The sequence below is a fragment of the Vibrio sp. M260112 genome, from assembly GCF_036533775.1.
GTDB lineage: Bacteria > Pseudomonadota > Gammaproteobacteria > Enterobacterales > Vibrionaceae > Vibrio.
In genome coordinates this window covers 59,725-84,722 of sequence record NZ_JATABH010000007.1, presented here as the reverse complement: position 1 = coordinate 84,722, position 24,998 = coordinate 59,725, and the positions used below count along the sequence as shown (strand labels likewise).

Annotated in this window: 26 protein-coding genes; 13 read left to right on the top strand and 13 right to left on the bottom strand. The window is 44.0% G+C overall.

The annotated features are described in order from the left end of the window. Window positions 1-47: 47 nt before the first annotated feature. Both QTN95_RS05260 and QTN95_RS05255 read right to left on the bottom strand, forming a co-directional pair. Window positions 48-281, bottom strand: coding sequence for a DUF3389 domain-containing protein (locus QTN95_RS05260; protein WP_138971484.1), 234 nt, complete (start codon window positions 279-281; stop codon window positions 48-50). Continuing rightward, a complete protein-coding gene (locus tag QTN95_RS05255) occupies window positions 278-733 on the bottom strand; it encodes a hotdog fold thioesterase (protein ID WP_138971483.1) in 456 nt (151 codons plus the stop codon). The genes QTN95_RS05260 and QTN95_RS05255 overlap by 4 nt, the downstream gene beginning before the upstream one ends. A gap of 92 nt (window positions 734-825) precedes the next feature. Here QTN95_RS05255 and QTN95_RS05250 point away from each other — a divergent pair, with 92 nt between their 5' ends. Beyond that, window positions 826-1,614: a M48 family metallopeptidase gene (locus tag QTN95_RS05250; protein WP_331416608.1), complete on the top strand. Its 789-nt coding sequence runs from the start codon at window positions 826-828 to the stop codon at window positions 1,612-1,614. 32 nt (window positions 1,615-1,646) lie between these two features. Here the strand turns inward: QTN95_RS05250 and QTN95_RS05245 are convergent, their stop codons facing one another. Continuing rightward, the gene (locus QTN95_RS05245; RefSeq protein ID WP_331416607.1) at window positions 1,647-2,729 is read right to left on the bottom strand and encodes a site-2 protease family protein; all 1,083 of its coding nucleotides are present in this window, start codon (window positions 2,727-2,729) and stop codon (window positions 1,647-1,649) included. A 264-nt stretch (window positions 2,730-2,993) separates the two neighbouring features. Here QTN95_RS05245 and QTN95_RS05240 point away from each other — a divergent pair, with 264 nt between their 5' ends. Further along, window positions 2,994-3,551, top strand: coding sequence for a PhnA domain-containing protein (locus QTN95_RS05240; protein ID WP_138973568.1), 558 nt, complete (start codon window positions 2,994-2,996; stop codon window positions 3,549-3,551). 105 nt (window positions 3,552-3,656) lie between these two features. Here the strand turns inward: QTN95_RS05240 and QTN95_RS05235 are convergent, their stop codons facing one another. The 3 genes from QTN95_RS05235 to QTN95_RS05225 all read right to left on the bottom strand — a co-directional run bounded on the left by QTN95_RS05235 (window position 3,657) and on the right by QTN95_RS05225 (window position 7,316). Next, on the bottom strand, window positions 3,657-3,848 hold the full coding sequence (locus tag QTN95_RS05235) for a hypothetical protein (protein ID WP_138973567.1): 192 nt from the start codon (window positions 3,846-3,848) through the stop codon (window positions 3,657-3,659). Window positions 3,849-4,134: 286 nt separating this feature from the next. Continuing rightward, the gene (locus tag QTN95_RS05230) at window positions 4,135-5,094 is read right to left on the bottom strand and encodes a TerC/Alx family metal homeostasis membrane protein (protein WP_331416606.1); all 960 of its coding nucleotides are present in this window, start codon (window positions 5,092-5,094) and stop codon (window positions 4,135-4,137) included. Between the two features lie 470 nt (window positions 5,095-5,564). Next, window positions 5,565-7,316, bottom strand: coding sequence for a bifunctional metallophosphatase/5'-nucleotidase (locus QTN95_RS05225; RefSeq protein WP_331416605.1), 1,752 nt, complete (start codon window positions 7,314-7,316; stop codon window positions 5,565-5,567). A 229-nt stretch (window positions 7,317-7,545) separates the two neighbouring features. Here QTN95_RS05225 and QTN95_RS05220 point away from each other — a divergent pair, with 229 nt between their 5' ends. Beyond that, window positions 7,546-9,177 carry an ATP-dependent endonuclease gene (locus QTN95_RS05220; protein ID WP_331416604.1) on the top strand — a complete coding sequence of 544 codons (1,632 nt, stop codon included), beginning with the start codon at window positions 7,546-7,548 and terminating at the stop codon, window positions 9,175-9,177. Window positions 9,178-9,283: 106 nt separating this feature from the next. Here QTN95_RS05220 and QTN95_RS05215 read toward each other — a convergent pair whose 3' ends face one another. Further along, a complete protein-coding gene (locus tag QTN95_RS05215) occupies window positions 9,284-9,769 on the bottom strand; it encodes a DUF1097 domain-containing protein (RefSeq protein WP_331416603.1) in 486 nt (161 codons plus the stop codon). A gap of 182 nt (window positions 9,770-9,951) precedes the next feature. Continuing rightward, window positions 9,952-10,857 (bottom strand): LysR substrate-binding domain-containing protein, encoded by a 906-nt coding sequence (locus tag QTN95_RS05210; protein ID WP_331416602.1) that lies wholly within the window; start codon window positions 10,855-10,857, stop codon window positions 9,952-9,954. A 253-nt stretch (window positions 10,858-11,110) separates the two neighbouring features. Here QTN95_RS05210 and focA point away from each other — a divergent pair, with 253 nt between their 5' ends. Beyond that, window positions 11,111-12,556, top strand: coding sequence for a formate transporter FocA (focA, locus tag QTN95_RS05205; protein WP_331416601.1), 1,446 nt, complete (start codon window positions 11,111-11,113; stop codon window positions 12,554-12,556). A gap of 114 nt (window positions 12,557-12,670) precedes the next feature. Here focA and QTN95_RS05200 read toward each other — a convergent pair whose 3' ends face one another. The 3 genes from QTN95_RS05200 to QTN95_RS05190 all read right to left on the bottom strand — a co-directional run bounded on the left by QTN95_RS05200 (window position 12,671) and on the right by QTN95_RS05190 (window position 14,161). Beyond that, window positions 12,671-13,240 (bottom strand): YceI family protein, encoded by a 570-nt coding sequence (locus QTN95_RS05200; protein WP_331416600.1) that lies wholly within the window; start codon window positions 13,238-13,240, stop codon window positions 12,671-12,673. Beyond that, complete coding sequence (locus tag QTN95_RS05195) at window positions 13,237-13,776, bottom strand: cytochrome b (protein WP_331416599.1); 540 nt, start codon at window positions 13,774-13,776, stop codon at window positions 13,237-13,239. Before QTN95_RS05195 ends, QTN95_RS05200 begins: the two co-directional genes overlap by 4 nt. Window positions 13,777-13,912: 136 nt before the next feature. After that, complete coding sequence (locus QTN95_RS05190) at window positions 13,913-14,161, bottom strand: DUF2164 domain-containing protein (protein ID WP_331416598.1); 249 nt, start codon at window positions 14,159-14,161, stop codon at window positions 13,913-13,915. A gap of 103 nt (window positions 14,162-14,264) precedes the next feature. Between QTN95_RS05190 and QTN95_RS05185 the strand changes: the two genes are divergently transcribed. The 3 genes from QTN95_RS05185 to dcuC all read left to right on the top strand — a co-directional run bounded on the left by QTN95_RS05185 (window position 14,265) and on the right by dcuC (window position 17,733). Beyond that, the gene (locus QTN95_RS05185) at window positions 14,265-14,900 is read left to right on the top strand and encodes a hypothetical protein (RefSeq protein ID WP_331416648.1); all 636 of its coding nucleotides are present in this window, start codon (window positions 14,265-14,267) and stop codon (window positions 14,898-14,900) included. Between the two features lie 368 nt (window positions 14,901-15,268). Further along, complete coding sequence (locus tag QTN95_RS05180) at window positions 15,269-16,084, top strand: EAL domain-containing protein (protein ID WP_331416597.1); 816 nt, start codon at window positions 15,269-15,271, stop codon at window positions 16,082-16,084. Between the two features lie 281 nt (window positions 16,085-16,365). Continuing rightward, window positions 16,366-17,733, top strand: coding sequence for an anaerobic C4-dicarboxylate transporter DcuC (gene dcuC / locus QTN95_RS05175; RefSeq protein WP_331416596.1), 1,368 nt, complete (start codon window positions 16,366-16,368; stop codon window positions 17,731-17,733). Window positions 17,734-17,791: 58 nt separating this feature from the next. Here the strand turns inward: dcuC and QTN95_RS05170 are convergent, their stop codons facing one another. Together QTN95_RS05170 and narQ are read right to left on the bottom strand one after the other, a co-directional pair. Beyond that, window positions 17,792-18,424 carry a response regulator gene (locus tag QTN95_RS05170; RefSeq protein ID WP_331416595.1) on the bottom strand — a complete coding sequence of 211 codons (633 nt, stop codon included), beginning with the start codon at window positions 18,422-18,424 and terminating at the stop codon, window positions 17,792-17,794. Continuing rightward, window positions 18,411-20,144: a nitrate/nitrite two-component system sensor histidine kinase NarQ gene (gene narQ, locus QTN95_RS05165; RefSeq protein WP_331416594.1), complete on the bottom strand. Its 1,734-nt coding sequence runs from the start codon at window positions 20,142-20,144 to the stop codon at window positions 18,411-18,413. The genes QTN95_RS05170 and narQ overlap by 14 nt, the downstream gene beginning before the upstream one ends. Before the next feature lie 244 nt (window positions 20,145-20,388). Here narQ and napF point away from each other — a divergent pair, with 244 nt between their 5' ends. The 6 genes from napF to QTN95_RS05135 all read left to right on the top strand — a co-directional run bounded on the left by napF (window position 20,389) and on the right by QTN95_RS05135 (window position 24,964). Continuing rightward, the gene (napF, locus tag QTN95_RS05160) at window positions 20,389-20,871 is read left to right on the top strand and encodes a ferredoxin-type protein NapF (protein WP_331416593.1); all 483 of its coding nucleotides are present in this window, start codon (window positions 20,389-20,391) and stop codon (window positions 20,869-20,871) included. A 12-nt stretch (window positions 20,872-20,883) separates the two neighbouring features. After that, on the top strand, window positions 20,884-21,198 hold the full coding sequence (locus QTN95_RS05155; RefSeq protein ID WP_269374805.1) for a chaperone NapD: 315 nt from the start codon (window positions 20,884-20,886) through the stop codon (window positions 21,196-21,198). Next, complete coding sequence (gene napA, locus QTN95_RS05150) at window positions 21,195-23,684, top strand: periplasmic nitrate reductase subunit alpha (RefSeq protein ID WP_331416592.1); 2,490 nt, start codon at window positions 21,195-21,197, stop codon at window positions 23,682-23,684. The genes QTN95_RS05155 and napA overlap by 4 nt, the downstream gene beginning before the upstream one ends. 66 nt (window positions 23,685-23,750) lie before the next feature. Continuing rightward, window positions 23,751-24,206, top strand: coding sequence for a nitrate reductase cytochrome c-type subunit (locus QTN95_RS05145; protein WP_331416591.1), 456 nt, complete (start codon window positions 23,751-23,753; stop codon window positions 24,204-24,206). A gap of 29 nt (window positions 24,207-24,235) precedes the next feature. After that, on the top strand, window positions 24,236-24,814 hold the full coding sequence (locus QTN95_RS05140) for a NapC/NirT family cytochrome c (RefSeq protein WP_331416590.1): 579 nt from the start codon (window positions 24,236-24,238) through the stop codon (window positions 24,812-24,814). Between the two features lie 12 nt (window positions 24,815-24,826). Beyond that, a complete protein-coding gene (locus tag QTN95_RS05135; RefSeq protein WP_138971215.1) occupies window positions 24,827-24,964 on the top strand; it encodes a TIGR02808 family protein in 138 nt (45 codons plus the stop codon). Window positions 24,965-24,998 lie beyond the last annotated feature (34 nt).

Here is a 24,998-nt window from a genome sequence, read left to right as displayed (position 1 = left end):
ACAACGAGTTTCCCCATTTAGTAGCAATGGATCAAGCGATAAATCAATTATTGTATCTCACAGCCTATTTGCTGAGACAACTCGATTAATTGTTGTTCACTATCCAATTTAACCGACCACTTGGTCTCACTACCATTGGCTGAAATTACATTCGCACCTCTACCAATTAAAGTCACAGCATCGTTCTGTGCTTGCAAGCTCACCATGTGTACCCCGTCGAGCCTAATGACCACTTCAAATGCCGTAGCGATGATCTTACCGCCACTAAACGGGATCATCATTTGCTGGCACCTTCAGTGTCAACCGATGTCTTACGCTTTGATTTTACGGCGATCGTCAGTCGGCTAGTACAGACCAGTCTTTCTCGTTCGTCGGTAATGTTAATCTGCCATACTTGAGTAGAAACGCCCAAATGAATGGGTTTCGCCGTTCCAATCACGTGCCCGCTTCGCATTGAACGTACATGGTTAGCATTGATATCTAAACCAACACAATAGCTTCCTTTTGGTACACAGAAATTTGCAGCAACAGACCCGAGTGTTTCCGCAAGAACAACCGATGCTCCTCCATGCAGCATGCCCAAAGGTTGATGAGTAAAGGAACATACCGGCATAGTCGCACAAATAAAATCATCACCAAAATCGGTATAAACAATATTGAGGTGCTCTATCAAAGTATTTTTTGATGTGTGGTTAAGAAGCTCTAAATTAATCGGCTGTTTCCAAATACTCATGATTAAATCTACTTTTAACTATGGTTAACAAGGATTGTACCCTAATGTTATGATTTACCAATTGTAATATTGCGTTTGAAATGGAGAATTCGATGAGAACGTGGTTAAAAATTTCAACGATTGCTGCGGCATTGACCGCGATTGCCTGTACTTCATCTCCTACAGGACGCAATCAGCTATTGCTGTTTTCCGATCAGGATATGAGCTCATTAGGGGCGCAATCATTTGAACAAATGAAACAACAGCAAACGGTGAGTAAAGATTCTAAGACCAACGCCTACGTTCAGTGTGTAACCAAGGCAATCACTCAGCATGTCCCAAAGCAACCGGGGTTTACTGATTGGGAAGTGGTGGTCTTTGATAGTGACCAAGTCAATGCCTTTGCTCTACCTGGGGGGAAAATAGGCGTTTACACTGGGTTACTAAATGTCGCAGTTAATCAGGATCAGTTGGCAACGGTTATCGGTCATGAGATTGCTCACGTATTGGCGGATCATAGTAATGAACGTCTATCCCAATCCCAAATAGCCAATGCCGGCTTACAGATTACAAGCATCGCTCTTGGTTCGTCAGATTACGCACAATATCGACAAGCAACAATGGCTGCGCTCGGACTAGGCGTTCAGTACGGGGTCTTGATGCCTTATGGTCGTACCCAAGAGTCCGAAGCAGATTTGGTTGGTTTAGAGTTGATGGCTAAATCTGGGTTTGATCCTAACCAGAGCATCGAACTATGGAAAAATATGGCCAAAGCATCAGGCGGGAGTCAACCACCAGAGCTTCTTTCTACTCACCCTTCTCACAGTACGCGTATTCAAGATTTGACGGCCAAGATCAACAGCTTGCCAAACTATTCCGTTGCTCGCGTCAACTGCTCATAACAATAAGGGAGCTATTGGCTCCCTTTTCTCTACTATGTACCAAGAATGAGTAGCGGTAGTTGAAGCAGTTGGTCACCCGTTGAAGCAAAGAACCAAATAATTCCAATCAAACTTGCCACTAAGCCGACATACCAAACTGCGGATACAATCTGACCATAACGATCGAGCGGCAATAAGTGACTATGGTGACGACCACGCCACTCAAATACGATCTCTAACATGCCCATGATGAGTAAAAAACCAAATAGCGTTAGGCCAAGTGAGTAACTTAGTACCACGCCACCAGCGGCAGCCGCGGTACATAAAACAATACCCGCAACGCTGTTCATCGAAAAGCTGATGCTTTTTAACACGTGCCCGCCGTCGAGAGGCAAAATCGGCAACAAGTTAAATAGATTTAGGAATGCATTGAACACCGCTAGACCCGCAAAGAACATTTCGCCTGTGATCAAATAAATCACTAACAGTACGACAGACAAAATCAATCCAAACATAGGCCCCATTATCGAGATAACGACGTCCTGCCAACGGGTGTTTATTTTCTCATCACTCAGAGCCAATCCACCGAGAAATGGCACTAGGTAGATACCCTTGGTTTTCATACCGAAGTATTTCATCGCTTTAACATGCCCATACTCATGAAAAACCAGACAAGCAATCAAAGCGAGCGCAAATTGAAAAGAGAACAACCAGGAGTAAGCTGCAAGGCTAGCAGAGGCAAGAACAACTTTAATCAACTTAGCGCTCTTGATCGCTTTCATGCCTAGCGAGATTAATCCTATAAGGCTAAAACGCTTTTCTTGCGGCGGTGGCGTATACGGGACTTGTTGCTCGATGTCCTTGGTGTTCCGACTGCCCTTAGCGATAACTTCCCCATTTGCACTGGCTTGGAAGTCCAAAGTGAAAGGTTGCCACACCAAGGTCGCTTTTAATCGGCATTCAAGCGTTTGTTCACCATTCATTAACGTGAACATATGCTCCGTATCCCTTCCACGTTCACAATCCGCATCGAGCTGAGAGACAAGCTGATTGTTCCAAAACAATTGTTGCCAGCCAGCCATAGAACCTTCAAGACGAAGGGGCTTGCCTAAGAAATCAATGGATAGTAATTCCAACTTCCGTGACCTATTAATTTGAAATAAAGACGCGCTTGATTATGCCTATTGATACTAAAGAGGTAAAGAAAATGCTAACAATGTGACATTGTCACACAACGTAAGCTATTGACACGATGCATTTTGTTACTCGATTGATTACAAAAGTCAGTATTTGGCAATTTTACAGCGGGAAAACCTTTGCTATTCCCAATAGCCCTTTCATTTCGATGGATAAAGTGCATAATAGCCGCGTTATTAACACCTAATATATGTGAGTCCATTATGTCTTCTGAAGCTACTATGCTAGAACGCTGCCAATCTAAATGTGAACTATGTGCTGCTGATGCACCATTAACGGCATACGCTGTTCCACCGCACAGCCACGTGACAGTAGATTACGGCATCATGGTCTGTGACAAATGTCTGGGTGAAATCGATGAGCCAAAAGACATTAACCACTGGCGTTGTCTAAACGACAGCATGTGGAGCCAGGTACCGGCTGTTCAGGTAACGGCTTGGCGTCAACTAACTCGTTTGAACTCAGAAAGCTGGGCACAAGACGCGCTAGACATGATGTACATGGAAGAAGATCAAATGAACTGGGCAATGACAGGTATGTCGGCTGATGACAAACCTCTTGATTGCAACGGCGTTGAACTTAAAAAAGGTGACGACGTAACAGTTATCAAAGACCTGCCAGTTAAAGGCACTAACCAAGTCATTAAGCAAGGCACGGTTATCCGTGGCATTAGCATTGGCGATGATCCTAAGCTTGTTTCTGGTAAAGCGAACGGTGGTCAATCTATGTACGTTATCGCAGAATACTGCCGTAAGAAGTAATTCCCCCGAGTACGAAAAAAGCGTTCAAATGAACGCTTTTTTTATTTCTATGTACAGATAAAAAAAATGCCAGCAACATGGCTAGCATTTCTTCTAATATTTCTATTAGCGGTATAGACCGATATCTTTTTGCATATGACCAGACAAATCAGTCGCGTATTGCGTACTTGGTTCGCTGTTATCTGTAAATAGAATATCTAGTAGGTGTGCAATCAATCCTTTGAAAGAAACCGAGTAGGTTTTTTTATCCATAGAGATAGGTGCTTCGATAGTACCCATTTGCATTGCTTGTGCCATGATTGCCTCTCTATAAACTGCTTAATTCGTTTTGTTGCGCTAATGATAGGCAATATTTTTTCGCGCAAAAAATGACAATTTTTGGATGTTCACATTAGATTTTTTAATAAAACAACCCATTAACACCCTGTATTTTATTTAATCCAGATTAAGTAAATAAAAAACCGTAATTTGCCACTTATAATGAATACTTAGTCAGTCACAGTGGTGTATCCCGTTTTGGTATCACAAATATTTTACAACATTTCGCATTTCAAAACGGGATGTTACTCGAAAACTAATTAGTTTATTTATTGGTAGTCACAATGATTTGTTCTGGGTCATTTCTCTGTTTCATGATCGAAGCCACCACAGCTACCGTCATCGTAACCAACAATACGCACAACGAGACCGCTGTTGGTATTTCCCATGCCGAACCTACTAACATCATCTTAATGCCGATAAACACCATGATGAAGGACAGCGCAGGCTTGAGATAGATAAACTTATCCATCATGCCCTGCAATACAAAGTAAAGCGAGCGTAACCCAAGAAGTGCAAATACATTTGCGGCTAATACAAGGAAAGGCTCTTGCGTGACTGCGAAGATGGCTGGGATGGAATCGAGAGCAAACATAACATCCATAAAAGCGATAACCGCGATAACGATAAACATCGGCGTTGCAATGCGCTTACCTTGCTCTACAACAGTTAAAGCATTACCAGCAAACTGGTCACTGACTGGGACGAATTTGCGGATAATGCGCTCTGGTAATGAGTTAATTTCCTCATCGCCTTTATCACGCGCCAATTGGATACCGGTCCAAATCAAGAATAGAGCAAATACATACAGTATCCAGTGATATTGAGCGAGCAGTTGAGCCCCTACTGCGATCATAATTGCACGTAAGATCAACGCCCCAATCACACCCCATAGAAGCGCACGTGGACGAAGATGCTCAGGGACCATGTATTGATGGAATATGATTGCAAACACAAACAGATTATCAACACTCAGAGACTTCTCTAACAAGTAACCGGTGATGAATGAGACGGTTGCTTTTTCCGGCGTGTATAGACTGCTAGGCGCATAGAGATCCCAGAACAAGTAGATAGACGCAGCAAAAAGAAAAGCAAATGCAAACCAGAAGATGCTCCAGATTGCGGCTTTTTTGATGGTAATTTTCCCACCACGAGTTTGCCAGATATCAAGGGCAACCAGTGAAAGGATCAGAATGCCGAAGCAGATGTAAGTAATAGGGGTCATATGTCCTCCAAATGCGGAGGGATCAACAGAGTCATGAAATGTAACGATCCCAACCGCAAGCAAACAATTCACCTAACTTTTTTATGTTAAGTGCCATTTGATTACGTTGGTCTCGTCGAAATAATCCCGATGGATTCCATCAGAATTACTTATACTTACCGGAAAGATAGAATCTAACGAGATGACGATAAGTAAACCAGAGGCGACTACTCCCCAAACAAGGCGGATTCTATGCCTCAATCAGGCATTCGTCCATAGCTAAATTCGAAAAGGAGCAAATTTACTTGCTCCTTTTGTTTGGTGCCCTGTGGTGTTCGTTGTGACGGTTAAACGCCACCCACAGGAATAAAGTAAACTAATGCAGACCATACGCTAATCCAGCTAATGACCACTGCAACGTCTATCCAATCTTTACTCCACATAATACCCCCTTGAGTATTATTGATACATAGCATGAACCCAAGGAGTAACTAGCAACCTTTGTGCCATTGAATAGAACTGATATTGGGCTGTAGACGATTGAGCGTTTGCGGCTTATCTTCCAGCAGTCGAATGAAGCAGTCGGCCATCGAGACTGAGGTTATAACCCCTTCATCTTCCATATTCAAAATCGCGTCGTAACCTTCTTTACCTTTCATCGTATATGCCGATGAAGAACCGTGATATATACGCTGGTGGTCAACTGGCTGCCAGTTGCCACTCGAATCTAAAATCATTAAATCCTGTATACGCTTACCGATTTCCGCCTCAGACAGATAAGTAAAGCGCAGGTTATGTGTGTAAGGAAATGAGCCATCCCCTGTCCCTTCAACACCATTGTTTAGCGCGTTATTAATTGCCCCTTCTAAAATGAGCGGCAAGTATTGACCTTTAATTTTGTAGATACCGATCGGTACGGCAAATGGCAGTAGCTTACCTGCCACATCCGCAACAGATACGTTTCCCGCATTAAGTGAGTTCCTCACTCCTCCGGCATTATGGAGCGCAAAATCTACGTCGTACCCCATCTGGGTCATCTTGTAATGGAATGACTGTGCTACCAAAGGGGCGAGTTGACTTGGGCCTTGCTCATCTGGGACGCGGATGTGACGCAATTTTCTATCGGCTGTCGCAATGATCTTACCTTGTAAAGCCACCACCTGATTACGATACTTCTCTTGCAACACCGTCTGGAGTGCAGGATCTTTTTTACACACAACAACATTTGGATGTACGTTAATAAACTCACGTGCTTGTTGATATGGTGTGTCGTCATGAGTTTCGCTCATGCTGGCATCAATAAACAGTCGTCGACCAAGGAGTAGCTCATTTTGACCGTTGAATGAGATCAGTTCACCATTGGCCGCAAACTCCAAGTCGCAATGACCAAGGCTCAAGGCATGATAGCCCGCTTGTACTACGTAGGTTTGATTGACTTTTACGCCATAATCATCGTCTTTGGTTAAACCTAAATCACTGAAATCCCCCTGCAAGCGATGACTATGTCCGCCAACAATCACACTGATTCCATCGACATGGTTGGCGAGATCTAAATCGGCTTCGTATCCCATATGACTGAGCAAGATAATCTTGTTGATTCCTGCGAGGTGCATCTGTGCTACCGTATTTTTTGCCGTTTCAATCGCGTTAATAAAGGGCGTGTCCCAGTCTGGATTGGAGATGTCGGCCATCTTGTCGAGCGCTAAAGAAAAAATAGCAATCTTATCGTCACCAAACGGTTTCTCTATCCAACCAGCGCTATGAGTGACGGCGTTATAGCTCACCACCTTTGGATTGATTGACAGCCTATGTGCCTTATTGAGGGATTCGTTACTTAGATCCCAATTGCCAGCAAGCAGCGGGAAATTAATCTGAGTTGCAAACTGAGCGACGGGTTCATTACCCATGTCTAATTCATGATTGCCTAACGCCATCGCATCAATATCTAAGCCGTTAAGCATGGTGGCGTTTGCTTCTCCCTTAAACAAAGAGAAGTACAAGGTCCCTTGAAAGCAATCTCCCGCATGAAGAAAAACAAATTCTTGGTCTTGAGATTGTGCCTCTTCACGCAACTGTTTTACTCGCGTGGCGATACGAGCAAAGCCCCCTGCACTGACATAGGGCGCTAACGAGTGTCCATCGACATTGATAGATAACTGAAGAGATGTAGGTTCAAAATAGGAATGTGTATCATTGATGTGAGCTATCCGCAGCCGTGTTGTTTTATTTTTTTTATCTGTCATATCTTTTCTCTCTTTTCCGCTACATCCTACCTTATCCAACATGACAGATTCATTATATTTCACATTTATATTAAGAACGATATGCCATATACATCTGAATGTATGATGACGGTCATAGTTATAAAACGAGTTGAGATTGATGTCAGGTTAAGACTTTGTGAGCTAAATGTCTGCTATGCCAGCATTTTTCTATTATGCTTATCATAACAACAGTCATTGAGGTCACTCTATGAAGCTAGAGCGAATTGAGATTTCCGGGTTTCGTGGAATCAAACGTCTTTCAATCGCATTCGATGAACTCACCACCCTAATTGGTGAAAATACTTGGGGTAAATCATCACTCCTAGACGCGCTTTCTGTTTCACTCCCACCAGAGGGCACTCCGTATAGTTTCGAAATGACAGACTTCCACGTCGATTATTCCATCGCCCATCCCCAGACTCAGCACCTACAAATCGTACTAAGTTTGGTTTCTACTGATAAAAACGAAATTCACGCAGGTCGCTATCGAAAGATCAAACCCGTTTGGGTTGAGGACGAACAAGGGGTTCATCGTATTATCTATCGATTGAGTGCATCACGTGTGGCGTATGATATCGAGACTAAGTACAGTTTTCTCGATATCGAAGGAAACCCATTGCCGTTGCATCACTCCGAAAAGCTGGCACAAGAACTGATGAGTCTCCATCCTGTTATTCGACTCAAGGATTCACGTCGTTTTGAACGCCCTATTCACAACGGAAACAGTGTCAGTTCCCGTGTAGAGAAACGGATAGACAATACTTGCCGCCGTTTAATGGCGATTCCCGGCCACGTCAACAAAGGTGAAATGCGTAGTAGCCTGAATTCAATGAATGCCTTAGTCGAACACTACTTTTCTTTTAAATCCAATTCACGCAAGAATCCACGCAAACAGCGTGATGGTATTTTCTTTAATGCGCCTCAAGGTACCAAAAGTATTTCTCAGGTAGTTGAGGAAACAAAAGACAAACAAACTCGCTTGCTGTTTATGGGGCTGTTAAATGCCTATCTTCAAGCGAAAGGCCCAACAACACTAAGACGTTGCGCTCGCCCACTGTTGATCATTGAAGATCCAGAAGGCCGTTTGCACCCTACTCACCTCGCGCGCGCATGGGGTTTACTGCAACTTTTACCTATGCAAAAAATATTAACAACCAATAGTGGCGAGTTACTTGGTCAGGTTCCATTATCCAGCATTAGACGCTTAGTTAGACAGTCGGATCGTACCATTACCACTTATTTGTCTGAGCAAGGATTTGGCCGCGACGATTTGCGCCGCATCGGATTCCATATTCGTTTCCATCGCTCAGGTGCGCTGTTTGCTCGGTGTTGGCTATTGGTTGAGGGCGAGACTGAGGTGTGGCTATTTAACGAATTGGCTAACCAGTGCGGTTACAACCTCGCCGCGGAAGGCGTGCAAATCATCGAGTTTGCTCAGTCAGGTCTAAAGTCGCTGATCAAAGTTGCCAAAGCATTTGGAATTGACTGGCATGTTGTAACAGATGGCGATGCCGCCGGTAAAAAGTACGCAGCAACCGTTAAAGCTCAGTTGGGTCATGACCAAGAGCGACACAGACTCACCGAACTACCGGATCGAGATATAGAGCACTTCTTGTATAACAATGGATTCGAGCCGTTTTTTAAAAATATGGTCAAGATTCCACTAGATCACCCTATTCCCGCGAAAAAAGTCGTCACACGAGTGCTGAAAAAATACGCCAAACCGGATCTCGCGCTCGCCATCGTTTCCCACTGCGAAACCAAAGGTAACGAATGCATTCCAATCTTATTGCGCTGGACATTGAAGCGTGTCGTCACAATGGCAAATGGCAACACATAAAAAAGCGGCATCTATAACTAGATGCCGCGTATCAAAAAATACTGATACAAATCAATAGGGGGTTCCTGAACAGCTTCGGTATAGCAGTCAGGATGGTTATCTAAAGCTAAGAACGCGCTTGTAAGCGGTTATTAGCCTGAGATTGGTTCGACTTCTGATGAAGCCACATGCCGCTCGCTTTCATTAGGTAACCAAAAATGCCACCTAAAATCAGGGAAGGAATCACTAGCTTCCAGTTACCATCGGCTGCAAAGGTTGCGCATGAACCAATAAAGGTGCCAGGGATATAACGGAGCCAAGCTTGTTTCGCCTGCACACACATCAAAAATGCAACAAGGGCTGTAATCACGTAGCCAAGGATTTCCAGTGAAGCGAATTGAGATGCGTAAATGATCACCATTGCCCAAAAAACGCCACTCATATTAGTTATTAAACTAACTGATAACCCTTTTAGTCTGTCGTTTGGCGACGCAAAATAGCTAGTACAGCCCAAGAAACCTGCCCATGAAAACAGCCCTAGAGAGATAGCTACCCACCCCCAAAGTCCGGATAAAATGCCTGTTGTAAGTGAAATTGCGACTAGAGTGCTCATTACGCCTCGCTCGGTGTGTTTAACCACACATCAAAAGTTCAAGTAAGCATACTAGGCAATTCCCCGCCAATAACACACAACGTAGATCACACAATCAATAATGAAATTGCATTGTAAATAATTAAACTTGTGACGTAATCGATATTTCAACAGTTTTAGTTAATAAGGTGCAGGGTCGTTGGCTACAACACTGACGGCTTGCCTTTCATCATTCGTGCCCCTTCTCGCTTAATGCACTCGACAAGCGGGTTTTCAATCATGTCGGCTCGCCATATAAAAGAGAGAGTCCGCTCCATACAGAGTTCTGGGACATTCAGAGCAACAAGCTGACCACTTTCAATGAATCGCTCAACATCAAGATAGGGCAAACAAGTAAGATATTGACCGTTTTCAACCATACTGCGAAGCACTGGAACGTGTTCGTATTCACGCCATACATCGAGATTTTGAATCAAATGGTGTATCGAACTGTCAAAAATCATTCGTGTCCCGCTGCCGTGCTCTCGCAATACCCAACGAGCCTGCTCAAGCTGCGCCAAGCTCACTGTTTCATGGCGTGCGAAAGGATGATGAGCAGCAGCAACCACCGTTAGATGATCCCGGCACCAAACCTCCTGATGCAAGCGGTTGTCATCACAACGTCCTTCGATGATACCCAGGTCATATTTGTAGTCGAGTAGACCCTCGATAACACTGTCGGTACTTTTGACGTTAAGTGAAATACGCATTTCAGGAAAAGAGTTATCAATAATACTGATAAGGTCAGGCACCAAATGTTCTGCTGGTGTTTGGCTTGCGCCAAGCTTAACGTGGCCACTAAGCAAATGCTGTTCGTAGAAGCCCATTTCAATCTGTTGTGCATCTTGCAAGAGGCGTTTTGCTTTTGGGCGAAGCCACATTCCCCAGTGGGTCAGAGCCATCTGCTTTCCTTGGCGTTCAAAGAGCGGACGGCCGAGCATCTTCTCCAATTGAGCCAAAGACATGCTTGTTGCAGACTGAGTTAATGCGAGTTTATCAGCAGCCAAACTGACACTGCCGCTATCGGCAACTGAATCAAATACTGCAAGCTGTTTTAATGAATATCGCATAGCGATCCAATCCTTTGCTATTGATGGTGTTTTCTACACACATTACTACGTTCAAATGTCAGATTGACCCGACATATACGCAAACCGTTTCATTTTACGCTCCTGCCACGGCATATCAATATTTTTGATGTGGTTTTTAAAAATTATCAATTTTACCTCTAGTGCTCCTGACCCTAATCTGGTTGGGCAGTGGTGAGTTATTCGCTGCATACACACAGGAGTAGATTTATGCAGTACACGTTGAGGAGCGGTTATGTCATCAACTCAAGTCAATAATCAGTACTTTTCGCCCATCGAAATGATGGCCGAAGCTGAAAAATTTGCGTTAAGCAAAGCCAAAAAGAGCAGCGGCATGACGTTAAGCCTAGCGATTATGGCTGGCGCGTTTATCGGTCTGGCATTTCTGTTTTACATAACAGTCACAACAGGCAGTGCTGACAGTGGTTGGGGGTTAAGCCGATTGGCTGGAGGCTTGGCCTTCAGTATGGGGCTCATTCTCATCGTCATATGTGGTGGAGAACTGTTTACCAGTTCAGTGTTATCGAGCATCTCTTGGGCCAATAAACAGATTAGCTTTACCAAGATGATCTCTATCTGGGGCAAGGTCTACTTCGGTAACTTTATTGGTGCAATGCTGCTGTTGATCATCGTCAGTGCCGCTGGCATGTATCAATTGGATCAAGGTCAATGGGGATTGAATGCGCTCAATATTGCTCAGCATAAACTACACCACACCACCATCCAGGCATTCGCATTAGGTGTGTTGTGTAACTTGTTGGTTTGTCTAGCAATATGGTTAACGTTTAGCAGTGCAAACGCAATGACAAAGGCAGCAATGACAATTATGCCTGTTGCCATGTTCGTCTCAAGCGGATTCGAACACTGCGTAGCCAACATGTTTATGGTGCCTTTGGGGATCGTTATCCAGAACTTTGCTCCCGATAGTTTTTGGCAGCAAGTCGGCGTATCAGCGACACACTATGCAGACCTAAACGTTAAGCAATTTGTCTTCGCCAACCTGATTCCAGTGACACTTGGAAACATTGTTGGGGGAGCAGTTTTGGTGGGACTTGCGAACTGGGGAATTTATCGCACACCACACCTAAAAGCAGCCAGTGTATCGGCCATTACAACAACTCAGTTAAATACGGTTAAGGAACTAACTATGAACAACAACCTAACGGCTAAAGACATTATGAATAGCGCGCCGGTCGTACTACGCGCAGACATGCCAACTCCAACAGCGATCGACACTCTTTTAGACAACCATCTTGCCAGTGCACCCGTTTGTGATATCGAAGGTCGTTTAGTGGGTTTCTTCTCTGCACATGACGTGATGGTCGACCTATGGTGTCAGGATTACATTCCAACGAGCGATCAAAAAGTGGTTGATTTAATGTCACGCGAAGTTATCGCTATCGATAGCAAAGACAAACTGGTTGATATCGCTGAATTCCTTTGTATCGACAAAGAACAGCTATACCCAACAACGAGCATGGGGATGGCGACTCGCTTCACCACACTCTCTTTAGAAGAGCGTGCGAAATCGATGAAAGTAAACCAACCGCATGTACTGCCTGTTCTTGAGCAAGGTAAATTGGTCGGTGTGGTCTCACGAGAAACTGTTCTTGCCGCACTGCGCCCTATTTACGGTGAACGAGTGAGCATCGTTGAACAACGCCATCTAGAAACAGCGTAAAAGACAGAATAACAACACGTTGGCTAGAAGTTTTGGTCGGGAAATAAGTCGCTTGACCAAAAAAAGCCCCTTAGCTCAGGCTAAGGGGCTTTTTTGTCACTTCCGCTGCTGGCGTTATTTCTTAACACCTTCAACGTGCAGTTCCATGTCTACATAACTTGATGCACCCATCACTGCGATATTGAAATCTGCAAGCTCAAGACGCGTTGTGCCGTAGAAGCCAGCACGCTCACTACCCCAAGGATCTTGACCTGCACCAATGAACTCAGCATCAATTGTAATTGGCTTAGTCACACCGTGAAGATTCAGTTCACCATTTACAGCCAGTTTGCCGTCGCCTTTATCAACAACACTGCTACTGGTAAAGGTTGCTGTAGAGTACTTAGAAGCGTCAATAAAGTCTGAACTACGAATATGTTTATCACGCTCTGCATGGTTCGAGTCTAAACTTGTCGTATCAACATTTACCATTACTTTTGATGCGGCTACGTTAGAAGGATCATAAGAAAACTCACCATCGAACTTGTTAAAACGACCTTTGATAAAACTGTAACCTAGGTGGCTTACTTTAAAGTTAACTGAAGCGTGAGCACCTTTGGTATCGATCATGTAATCTGCTGCGCTAGCACCAAAAGGCAATGCCATAACCATAGCCAGTCCTGCAGCAAAAATTGTTTTTTTCATTGTGAAGCTCCTATCATCTTACGTAGCGTGTTGTCTTTATTAATAAAGTGGTGTTTTAAAGCTGCAATTGCATGAACAGCAGCAAGAATAATGAGCGCCCAAGCGGTATAGAAATGAACCTGACCGGAGATATCAGCCTGATTTTCAAACAGAGCACCTAGCGCGGGTACACTAAACCAGTTGAAAACGTCAATCGCTCGGCCATCTTCCGTCGAAATCAAATATCCTGAGACAAACAGCACGATAAACAAAACGTACATCGCCATATGAGCCAATTTAGCGCCAATGATTTCTAGCGGACTGCCTTCAGTTCGTGGTGACGGCGTCACTAATTTCCATACAAATCTAAAGATGGTTAACCCTGCTAGCAATAATCCAACTGATTTGTGCCAGTGCGGTGCGGTCTTATACCACTGACTGTAATAGGATAGATCGACCATCCACAGTCCGACACCGAACATGGCGATAACCACAATCGCTGACAACCAATGGATTGCTCTTGCTACTGGGTTGTAATTTTTTACATCTGATTTCATTCAACAGCCCTATACCTTAGCGTTATTTTTGTACGCTTTAGACTACATTTCATTTCTTGCAACAGATTATTTACTATTCTTTACTTTCACGACATCCGTTGGTGTTGATTAAGTCGTTCAAAAAATTTGAAGGAACTTAATAATCACTCAATTGCTCGGCTTGATAGATTTCATCACCAATATCTAACATTTTTCTTTCCATTATCGCTTGTGCATCAGATAGGCCTTTGTTGTAAAAAGCGCCACCAAAATTCTTGGTAATAAACTCAAGCAGAAACTCACTATCGAATTGCTCGATTTCAATATCAAGTTCGTCTTCTAAGTAGTTCTGAAGCCGCTGCGCCATCGCCTGCTTTTGTTGTGATGTAAATTCAATCTTAGACATAAACCCCTAAAGCTCCTCAAGTTTTAATCGATTAAGTGTAACGAAACTTTATCGCAGCATGTTAGTCTAGTTACGCTTAGCGCTTATTATGGAGAGATTGATCTTGTTATTGGATGTATTAGTACAGAGCGTCAACGAATTTCAGGCTGACTGCATGGCGTTATGTGAAAAGCACTACCCAACAATTCACAATAAGGGGATGAACGAGCATCATTTGGGCTTAGCCTTTGCGCGTCGTCTTTCACGCACGCTGAATGAGTTTGGTCATGACTACGACTATAAGTCTCTTGATACGGTAAACAACAGCGATCTTCCCCATCACTATCGAGTCAGTTCAGAAATAGGCACGGTGTGGATTTTGACTTCTCACCTTGTTAGCGCTGGGCCTTCATGTCGTAAGAAGCTGTTTAAAACCATAGCCCATTGGCAAGAAGAATATGGATACGCCGTCCAACCGAACGATCTATTATTATTACTTACTGACCATTGGATAACACGTAGCAAACAGAGTCGAGAGTTACTGTATTGGTGGACAGGTCAATTACCAGACGAGATAGATGAATACCGTGTTCAGGGGATCACTCTGTATGAAAGTGAATCTCTACTGGCTCAATCTCTAGAACAGCATTTTAGCCTTAGCCCTTATTTCGTAAAGTTTACCCATCCATTAAAGCGCGCTGCGGATAAACAGCTGGTACGTAAATACATTCAGCTCTATTCAGTCATACAACTTAGTTAAACGCCGTCATGTCATCGTAAGGTCACGTTCTCCAACAATACTACTCCCTCTTTGTCGAGATAAAGAGGTTGAAGTGAAAGCTCTTAAACGCTACCAGTACGAACGATAGTATCGCCCGTTAATTTCCCCTCTAGCGTGGACAAAAACGCATCAAACCATATTTACTACTTAGCCACTAATGACAAAACATTCAGTTAATCTATCTGCTAGTAAACGATTAATTAGCCAATAGTTGGATATGCCTTCAAAATTCGAGTCTTTAGTCCAAAGTTTGATTGACAGATTTACGGCCATGTCAATATTATGTCGCAATGTTGAGAACAACCCACTGTGGTTAACTTTGTCGATTATCGAGGTCTATTGTAGGTATGATTCTATCCACTAAGCAGCAATTTGTGGATTGCCTTTCCATCAATGAAAATTCGCAGTACGTCGGCACTTATAAAGACCTAGAACTCAATAGTGTATTCCAACCGATTTTCGACCGCCAGGACCAAGTTATCGGTGTTGAAGCTTTGGTAAGGATTCACCGTGAAGGACATGGTTGCGTCCGCCCTGATCTCTTTTTCCATTCTGACCAGACTGACTTTGATGACAAGATCAATGTAGAGCGTTTAAGTCGAGTCATTCACATCCGAAACTTTGCGCGTTCAAAATACCGTCATCTTCAACTCTTCCTTAATGTCCTTCCATCCGCTGGGGAATATCTAGCCATCGAAAGTATTGATTCTTGCTTGCTAAATCAGCGTCTCAAAGCTCTTGAGCTGAGTAGCTCGCAAATTGTCATGGAAGTCATTGAACTCGCTGCATCGAGTGAAGAGAACCTGCGCCGAGCGATGGGCAAACTTGCTGAGAATAAGTTCACAATCGCGGTAGATGACTATGGTATAAATGCCTCAAACCAAAAGCGTGTTGAAGCGTTAAGACCCGGAATAATTAAAATTGATCGCACATTGATGCTATCGTGCATGGACGGCGATAAAAGCGGCTTGCTGTCTAGCATTAACCTTGCAAAAAAACTCAATGCAAAAACGGTAATTGAGGGTATTGAGACCCAACAGCAGCTTGATGCAATGCGTCAGTTAGAGATCGATATGTTCCAAGGGTATTTTCTCGCAATGCCGGCTCCACTAGAGGCCATCCATCAGCTCGCAACACACAACTTTGAGGTATTGAGTAAGTAAAATGTGACAAACGGCGATTTAAATAAGTTGTCCTGAAACTCTCGCTGAGAACAATACCTCCTCCCCATTTTGTATATGCTTCATCACTCATTGGCTGTAATTTTAACATCCAAGAAACCACATACACAAAACATATCTCTAATTGCAAAAGCTTTATCGAATTATTGTTCCAGATCATTAGAACGGCAAATTGCCCTCGTGCCACAAGATAGAATTCTGTACATTCTTTGACATAGTTTGAAACAGTTTCTTTATATTTTTCATATCTTGAGGAGATTTCTATGCTGGAACTCTTGATTGGCCTCGTTGTGACGATCACCGTTGGCTATTTCATTGTCAAAGGCTACAAACCCGCTGGTGTCCTACTCACTGCCGGTGTTTTTCTGTTGATTGTTACGGGGATTATCGGCCACACCGTATTGCCCGCAAAGATTACATCAACAGGAAACATGGTCACTGACGCACTAGAGTACGTCAAATACATGCTTCAGTACCGTGGTGGCGGTTTAGGTATGCAAATCATGCTGTTATGTGGCTTTGCTGCTTATATGACTCATATTGGTGCTAACAATGTTGTAGTAAAACAGTTTTCAAAACCACTCTCTGTCATTAAGTCTCCATACGTACTGCTCGTTGCGGCCTATATTGTCGCATGTCTCATGTCATTAGCCGTAAGTTCTGCAACAGGTCTTGGTGTTTTATTAATGGCAACACTATTCCCAATGATGACGGCTATGGGCATTTCTCGTCCAGCTGCGGTTGCTGTTTGTGCGTCCCCTGCTGCGATCATTCTTTCACCAACGTCTGGAGATGTGGTCATTGCAGCTGAGAAGTCAGGATTAGATTTGGATGTATTCGCCGTCCAAACCGTACTTCCAGTCTCAATCTGTGCGATCATCGTGATGGCAGTAGCCGCTTTCTTTTGGAACAAATACCTCGATCAAAAGCAAAACTCTCCAATGGAGCGAGTCGATGTTTCTGAGATTGAAGTAAACGCGCCAGCATTTTATGCCGTGTTACCATTCTTACCGATTATTGGTGTGTTCCTGTTTAACGGTCGTACTATCCCAGGCCTCAAACTAGACATCTACACCATTGTAGTGCTTTCCATTTTCATCGGCGCTTTGATTGATTATGTTGTTAAGCGTTTTGACGGACAAAAAACCCTTGAAGACCTAGAGTCTTGTTACCAAGGTATGGCTGACGCGTTTAAAGGTGTTGTAATGCTATTGGTCGCAGCAGGTGTGTTCGCTCAAGGTCTTATGTCTGTCGGCGCTATTGATAACCTACTGCACTTAGCAGAAACAGCGGGCGCAGGCGGTATTGCATTGATGCTGATCTTGACTGGTCTAACAGTTGCCGCGGCCATTGCGACGGGTTCAGGTAATGCGCCTTTTTACGCATTCGTAGAGCTTGCTCCTTCATTAGCCGCTAAAATGGGCCTCAACCCAGCATTCCTAATCATTCCGATGCTACAGGCGTCTAACCTAGGTCGTACTATTTCGCCAGTATCAGGTGTTATCGTAGCAACTTCAGGCATGGCAAACATCAGTCCGTTCGAAGTCGTGAAACGTACTTCGGTTCCTGTACTGTGTGGTTTGGCAACGGTCATCATTAGTACGATAGTACTGGTTCCAATGAACGCGTAGTTCGCCGACTAGGCACTAAAAAGGGCGCTATCAGCGCCCTTTTTTGTATTGGTGACAGTTACTTATTATCACCGTATCGTTCTAGGTATAACACGGTTGCTGCTGTGCGAGATGGAACCTTGAGCTTCTTAAGTAGGCTCTTCATGTGCACTTTCACCGTCGATTCAGAGATAAAAAGTGTGTCTGCAATCTGTTTGTTACGAAAGCCTTTTGCCACTTCTTTTAAGATTTGTAACTCACGGTCTGTGAGTTCATCAAAGACGTCCGTGCTGTTCTCACGTTCGCTAAGATATTTGGCTACTTCTCGGCTGTATGCTTTGTTACCGCGTAACGATAAACGCAGTAGCTCCACCAGCTCGTCAGGTTCCGTATCTTTAAGTAAATAACCGTCAGCGCCTGCTTTGACGATCGCTTCGATATCTGCCGGGCTGTCTGATACTGTTAGGATAACAATTGCTGCATCGCAACCATCTGCACGAAGTGCCCCGAGCGTATCAAGTCCAGACATCCCCTTCATATTGAGGTCGAGTAACACGAGATCAGGTATATGCTCATGGTTTTTGGCAACGGCATCAGCGCCATTGCTTGCTTCCGCCACCACATCAAAATCGTCTTCAAAGCTCAAAAGCTGCTGAATACCACGTCTCATCAGTGGATGATCATCCACTAGTAATACTCTACATACGGTCAATGTTCGTTTCCTTAATCTTGGGATACTCTAATAGTACTTCACAACCTTTATTGTCACGACTGTTAACGACAAGATTTCCACTTAATCGAGAGGCGCGCTCTTTCATAATGCTTAATCCGTAATGGTTGAGCTTTTCAATTGATTGATCAAACCCTACACCATCATCACTGACCGAGACTAGGACGTGTGTATCGGTTTCATGACATTGAATACAAATGTGTTGTGCATTTGCGTGCTTTATAGCATTTATGGTTGCTTCTCTTATCAATTGAAGTAGATGTACTTGTTGATTTGCATCTAGTTCAATGGATGATAATTCATTGCTTAAAATGATTTTTGCATCAGTCTGCTCTGCCAATTGAGATGTCATTTCACTCAGTGCGTTTCCAAAACTGCCCTCTTTGATCGTCAATCTAAAGGTTGTCAAAAGTTCCCTTAGCTGGGTGTAAGCCGCCGACAACCCGGTATCAAGTTCAGCAAGAATTGGCGTCGTTTTATCAAGCTCTTTGCTATTAGGTAGTTTAGCAATTCCTCTTTTAAGCAAAGAGACTTGAATCTTGAGATACGATAACGACTGCGCTAATGAGTCATGTAACTCACGGGCAATGGTCGCACGCTCTTCCATCAGAAGCAGCTGCTCAGCCTGTCTTTGCGTCTGATTGTAATAGACTGCCCGCGAGAGTATTTGGACAAAGTTATCGATCAGAGCTTGATCCGGACACGGCAATGATACTTTCCAGTAAAGCGTCCCTAACTCCACGCCATCTAATGACAACGGCTGGCTCTGGCAGTTCGAATCGCATCCGGCACATTCGTCACCTTGTGTCAGTATTAGTGGGCGTTCACCCTCGGCAGTGATTTCTAATTTAACCGCCGCGATGCCTTCTAAGCTTGCAATGTGAGCTAAGATGGCTTGAAAGTTATCCTGACCAATCCTGGAAGCAGTGAGTTCCTGCGATGATTTATATAGTACTTTCAGCGAGTTGTTGGCATGCTGAAGCCTCTGCGTTTTCTCATTAACCGCTTTTTCAAGCCCTCGATACAGCTTACCAAGTTCCGCGGCCATATTGTTGAAAGTACGGGTTAAAATTCCCATCTCATTGTCGCTCGAAACATTGAGCTCAACGTCAAATGAACGCGATTGAATTTGTTCACTGGCATAAACCAATGCGTTCAAAGGTCTTACGATTTCACGTCGTGTGTAATGAACCACAAAGATGCCGACTATAAGAATCCCACCAAGACCTAATCCCCCAACCCATGCGAGCTTGATCAGTTTCTGCTCCGAGAAGTTTTGTAATTTGAACACAAAAGCATCAATTTGATTTACAAATCCAGCAACGAGGAGCAAATAACGATCCCTGTCATGGCTCTTTAACACCTGCTTGAGTTCGTGCCAACGTACAATCAGGCGGTAGTAATCATGGGTAATATCGTCAGGTACCGTCCAGCCTTTCAATGCCTTCATTGACGGAGCATAAACAGAACGTTCAAACATGGTAATGTGCGCTTCATAATCGACAGATTCAGACTGGATATCATGAGCAAGTCGATAGCTCTGCATACGCATCGATCCTGCTACGTTGACTGCCTCAGCATCATTAAGACTGGAAGCCAAAGTGATGATGGCAAAACTCGTTGTCGCCACCGAGAGTGCAAGGATAAGACCCATCGCTTTGGCAATGGTTCTAGTAACGGAGTTTTTCACACTTTTTAACACTGTCTCACCACTTGTTGAATCTATCGCTGATATTTGTTCTACCTAGTTTGTGCGACACGCACAATATGTGATCAAAGCCGTCGGAATTAATTGATCTAAAACAAGAACCCCTGCTAATTAACCCCTAAGGGGTATTTATACAAATATGTCAAAAACTACAATTTGTATGAACTTAAATGACAGTTTGTTAATGACAATTGTGAGCTATGCTTAGTTCATAATAATCGTGATATTAAGGATTTCAGTGGTCGATCTAGCAAAGCGCAGCTTTTTTTCTCGTAACAAAATCGATGATACCTCAATCAGGCTCCCTTGGTTGGCAAATTCTGGTGTTTTTACAGATTTATGTACCCGTTGCGGAAAATGTGCCGAAAATTGCGAAACGAACATCATTGTAAAAGGTGACGGTGGTTTTCCAACTGTCGATTTTTCGATTGATGAATGCACATTTTGCTATCAGTGTGCCCAAGCGTGCCCTGAACCCTTATTTTTGCCTCAATCACAACAACCTTGGAATGCAAAAGCGTCAATCAGCGAAAGCTGTTTGGCGACTAATAATGTCGAATGCCGAAGCTGTGGCGATATGTGCGAAACCATGGCAATCAAATTCAAATTACAAATCGGCAAAGTCGCACAACCGAAAATAGAGTTTGATGAATGTAGCGGATGTGGCGCATGTGTTTCTGTATGCCCTACTTCGTCAATCAATGTGAGCAATTTAGTTTAAACGGAATCCATCATGTCACTTAACGAAGTGCATATTTCTAGCTTAGTCGTCCACTGCTCTCCTGAACATCTTAACGAAGTTAAGCAACAGATTGAGCAAAACGATAATGCAGAGATTTATGGTGATAGCCCTGAAGGGAAAATAGTCGTGGTTTTAGAAACAGAAAACCAAGGTTTTATCACCGACACAATCGAAGCAATAAACAATTTACCGAATGTATTGAGCACTGCGTTGGTTTACCACCAAATTGAAAGTAGTCTCGATGACAACGAATTAAACGACAATAACACTGGAACTCAACATTCCCAAATCGAGGGTGAAGTATGAAGATGACAAGACGAGCGTTTGTGAAAGCAAACGCAGCAGCATCAGCAGCGGCAGTCGCAGGTATCACTCTACCAGCGTCTGCAACCAACCTGATCGCTAGCTCAGACCAAACAAAAATTACCTGGGACAAAGCGCCTTGTCGTTTCTGTGGTACTGGCTGTTCTGTTCTTGTAGGGACACAAAACGGCAAAGTAGTGGCTACCCAAGGTGATCCAGAAGCGCCTGTTAACAAGGGGCTAAACTGTATCAAAGGCTACTTCCTTTCAAAAATCATGTATGGTCAAGACCGTCTTACACAGCCTCTGCTACGCATGAAAAATGGCCAATATGACAAAGAGGGTGAATTCACTCCTGTCTCTTGGGATGTTGCATTTGACACCATGGCTGAAAAGTGGAAAGAAGCACTTAAAAAGCAAGGTCCTTCTGGCATAGGTATGTTTGGTTCAGGCCAATGGACTGTGATGGAAGGTTACGCAGCCGCTAAAATGATGAAAGCTGGCTTCCGCTCTAACAACATCGACCCTAATGCTCGTCACTGTATGGCTTCCGCTGTAGTCGCATTCATGCGTACCTTCGGTATTGATGAACCAATGGGATGTTACGATGACTTTGAAAACGCGGACTCTTTCGTTCTTTGGGGTTCAAACATGGCAGAGATGCACCCAGTTCTTTGGACTCGCATCACTGACCGTCGTCTAAGTCACCCACACGTTAAAGTCAACGTGCTATCAACTTACTACCACCGTTCATTCGAATTGGCTGACCAAGGTTACATCTTTGAACCTCAGTCTGACCTAGCAATTGCAAACTTCATCGCTAACTACATCATCCAAAATAACGCGGTAAACTGGGACTTTGTAAACAAACACACCAACTTTAAGCAAGCAGATACTGATATCGGTTACGGCCTACGTGACGATGATCCGCTACAAAAAGCAGCAGCTAACCCTAACTCGGGTAAAATGTCTTCTATCTCATTTGAGGAATATAAAAAGTCTGTAGCTCCTTATACCGCGGCTAAAACAACTGAAATTTCAGGTCTTTCCGAAGAGCAATTAGTCGAACTCGCTAAGCAGTATGCTGATCCAAACACGAAAGTTATGTCTCTTTGGACCATGGGAACTAACCAACACACTCGCGGTGTGTGGGTAAACAGCTTGATTTATAATCTACACCTTCTAACTGGTAAGATTGCGACTCCGGGTAACAGCCCATTCTCACTAACGGGTCAGCCATCAGCATGTGGTACTGCGCGTGAAGTTGGTACATTTGCTCACCGTCTACCAGCAGATATGGTCGTAGCAAATCCGAAACACCGTAAGATCGCAGAAGGTATTTGGAACATTCCAGATGGCGTTATCCCACCTAAACCGGGTTACCACGCTGTATTGCAAGACCGTATGCTTAAAGATGGTAAGTTGAATGCTTACTGGGTTATGTGTAACAACAATATGCAAGCGGGCCCAAACATCAACGGCGAACGTCTTCCAGGTTACCGCAATCCAGAAAACTTTATCGTATGTTCTGATCCATACCCAACAGCAACAGCACAAGCAGCGGATCTTGTTCTACCTACAGCAATGTGGATCGAAAAAGAAGGCGCTTATGGTAACGCAGAACGTCGTACACAAGCTTGGTACCAACAAGTCGGTACGGTTGGCGAAGCTAAATCTGATTTATGGCAGGTGATGGAGTTCTCTAAACGCTTCAAGATGGAAGAAGTTTGGACAGAAGAACAACTTGCGAAAGCACCTCAATACCGCGGTAAGACTATGTATGACATGTTGTTCGCCAACGGCGTTATCAACAAGTTCCCAATTGAAGAAGCACGTGAGCTAAATGACGATGCTCACCACTTCGGTTACTACGTTCAAAAAGGTCTTTTCGAAGAATATGCGATCTTTGGCCGTGGTAAAGCACACGACTTAGCCCCATACGATGTATACCAACAAACTCGCGGTCTACGCTGGCCTGTTGTCGATGGCAAAGAAACACTATGGCGTTACAAAGAAGGCTCAGATCCATATGCGAAGGCAGGTTCAGGATGGGACTTCTACGGTAAGCCAGATGGTAAAGCACTGATTATTTCTGCGCCTTACGAAGCGCCACCAGAGTCGCCTGATGCTGAATACGACATGTGGCTATGTACTGGCCGTGTTCTAGAACACTGGCACACAGGTACCATGACACGTCGTGTTCCTGAACTGTATAAAGCGGTTCCAGACGCCGTATGTTACATGCACCCTGCGGATGCAAAAACACGCGGTATCCGTCGTGGCGATGAAGTTCTGATTGCGAACAAACGTGGTGAAGTACGTGTACGTGTTGAAACTCGCGGCCGTAACCGTCCACCAGAAGGCTTGGTCTTTGTACCGTTCTTTGATGCACGCATTCTGATTAACAAACTGATCCTAGACGCGACTGATCCTCTGTCTAAACAGACTGACTTCAAGAAGTGTCCAGTCAAGATCACTAAGATTGCGTAAGTTTGCATGCCCTGACTGATTCGTCAGTCAGGGATAAGAATTTAGCCGATAGGCGGAGAATGAATAATGAAAAAATTCCTAATTGCACTGTTATCTGTTGGTGCTTTAATGAGTGGTACGGCTGTAGCTGAGCTTGAGAATCCTGGTGGTATCGGTGGCTTAGAGTCATTACGTGGTGTGAGTGAATTAGAAGCAACTCGCTCTGCTGATGAGTTTAAAAAATACCCACGCGAACAAGTACTCGACAGTAGCTTTGTTTACCAGCCACCGTTGATCCCTCACAACATTCGTAGCTATGAGGTATCTCTGAATGCGAACAAATGTCTCGCATGTCACAGCTGGAAGAATGCAAAAGAGATGGGCGCAACTAAGATCAGTGTAACGCACTACGTTAACCGCGAAGACGCAGTACTGGCAGATGTATCACCTCGCCGTTACTTCTGTCTTCAATGTCACGTTCCTCAAGCCAATGCAAAACCGCTTGTTGAAAATGAGTTCAAGAGTGTTGATGCGCTTAAATAAGCAGCACGTGAGTAAATAAGAGGTTATCTATGAAATTATTGAAAGCGTTTTGGAAACGATTGGCAACCCCAAGTAAAGCTGCGGTCGGTGTAGTTCTATTTATGGGTTTCGCTGGTGGTCTTCTATTCTGGGGCGCATTTAACACGGGGATGGAGGCAACCAATACAGAGGAATTCTGTTCTGGCTGTCACGCACCTATCGTCGAGGAAATTCAAGAAACAATCCACTACTCTAACCGCTCTGGTGTACGTGCAGTCTGTTCAGACTGTCACGTACCACACGAGTGGACAGATAAGATTGTTCGTAAGGTTCAAGCATCGAAAGAGTTGTTTGCGCATTTTGTAACAAATACCATCGACACACCTGAGAAATTCGAGGAGCGTCGAGCGTACTTAGCTGAACGAGAATGGTCTCGCTTGAAGAAGAATGACTCACTTGAATGTCGTAACTGTCACGAATTTGAGTATATGGATTTCTCTGAGCAAGGTCAGCGTAGTGCAAAACAGCACTCTACTGCCCTAGCCTCTGGTGAGAAAACGTGTGTAGACTGTCACAAAGGTATTGCACACAAACTGCCTGACATGAACGGTGTTGAAGGCTGGCAATAAGGAGCACAGAAAATGAGTACTTTAGAATCCGTTATCTGGCATATCCTCGGCTATGGTGCCATGCCTTTTATCATTTTATCTGGCTTTGCGGTAGTCGCTGCAATCTCTCTATGGATACTATCGCTAGGTAAAGATAAAGAGGTGGAATAACGTTTCCCCTCCGCGCTGACACAATTTTGCCTAT

Excerpts from the sequence above, each read along its gene's own strand:
- QTN95_RS05190 (WP_331416598.1), bottom strand. The coding sequence starts at position 14,161 with ATGTCTAAGATTGAATTTACATCACAACAAAAGCAGGCGATGGCGCAG.
- QTN95_RS05220 (WP_331416604.1), top strand. The coding sequence starts at position 7,546 with ATGAAGCTAGAGCGAATTGAGATTTCCGGGTTTCGTGGAATCAAACGT.
- QTN95_RS05145 (WP_331416591.1), top strand. The coding sequence starts at position 23,751 with ATGAAAAAATTCCTAATTGCACTGTTATCTGTTGGTGCTTTAATGAGT.
- QTN95_RS05235 (WP_138973567.1), bottom strand. The coding sequence starts at position 3,848 with ATGGCACAAGCAATGCAAATGGGTACTATCGAAGCACCTATCTCTATG.
- QTN95_RS05215 (WP_331416603.1), bottom strand. The coding sequence starts at position 9,769 with ATGAGCACTCTAGTCGCAATTTCACTTACAACAGGCATTTTATCCGGA.
- QTN95_RS05200 (WP_331416600.1), bottom strand. The coding sequence starts at position 13,240 with ATGAAAAAAACAATTTTTGCTGCAGGACTGGCTATGGTTATGGCATTG.
- QTN95_RS05225 (WP_331416605.1), bottom strand. The coding sequence starts at position 7,316 with ATGACAGATAAAAAAAATAAAACAACACGGCTGCGGATAGCTCACATC.
- QTN95_RS05260 (WP_138971484.1), bottom strand. The coding sequence starts at position 281 with ATGATGATCCCGTTTAGTGGCGGTAAGATCATCGCTACGGCATTTGAA.
- QTN95_RS05240 (WP_138973568.1), top strand. The coding sequence starts at position 2,994 with ATGTCTTCTGAAGCTACTATGCTAGAACGCTGCCAATCTAAATGTGAA.
- focA (WP_331416601.1), top strand. The coding sequence starts at position 11,111 with ATGTCATCAACTCAAGTCAATAATCAGTACTTTTCGCCCATCGAAATG.
- napA (WP_331416592.1), top strand. The coding sequence starts at position 21,195 with ATGAAGATGACAAGACGAGCGTTTGTGAAAGCAAACGCAGCAGCATCA.
- QTN95_RS05230 (WP_331416606.1), bottom strand. The coding sequence starts at position 5,094 with ATGACCCCTATTACTTACATCTGCTTCGGCATTCTGATCCTTTCACTG.
- QTN95_RS05155 (WP_269374805.1), top strand. The coding sequence starts at position 20,884 with ATGTCACTTAACGAAGTGCATATTTCTAGCTTAGTCGTCCACTGCTCT.
- QTN95_RS05255 (WP_138971483.1), bottom strand. The coding sequence starts at position 733 with ATGAGTATTTGGAAACAGCCGATTAATTTAGAGCTTCTTAACCACACA.
- QTN95_RS05140 (WP_331416590.1), top strand. The coding sequence starts at position 24,236 with ATGAAATTATTGAAAGCGTTTTGGAAACGATTGGCAACCCCAAGTAAA.
- QTN95_RS05210 (WP_331416602.1), bottom strand. The coding sequence starts at position 10,857 with ATGCGATATTCATTAAAACAGCTTGCAGTATTTGATTCAGTTGCCGAT.
- QTN95_RS05135 (WP_138971215.1), top strand. The coding sequence starts at position 24,827 with ATGAGTACTTTAGAATCCGTTATCTGGCATATCCTCGGCTATGGTGCC.
- QTN95_RS05195 (WP_331416599.1), bottom strand. The coding sequence starts at position 13,776 with ATGAAATCAGATGTAAAAAATTACAACCCAGTAGCAAGAGCAATCCAT.
- QTN95_RS05250 (WP_331416608.1), top strand. The coding sequence starts at position 826 with ATGAGAACGTGGTTAAAAATTTCAACGATTGCTGCGGCATTGACCGCG.
- dcuC (WP_331416596.1), top strand. The coding sequence starts at position 16,366 with ATGCTGGAACTCTTGATTGGCCTCGTTGTGACGATCACCGTTGGCTAT.
- QTN95_RS05180 (WP_331416597.1), top strand. The coding sequence starts at position 15,269 with ATGATTCTATCCACTAAGCAGCAATTTGTGGATTGCCTTTCCATCAAT.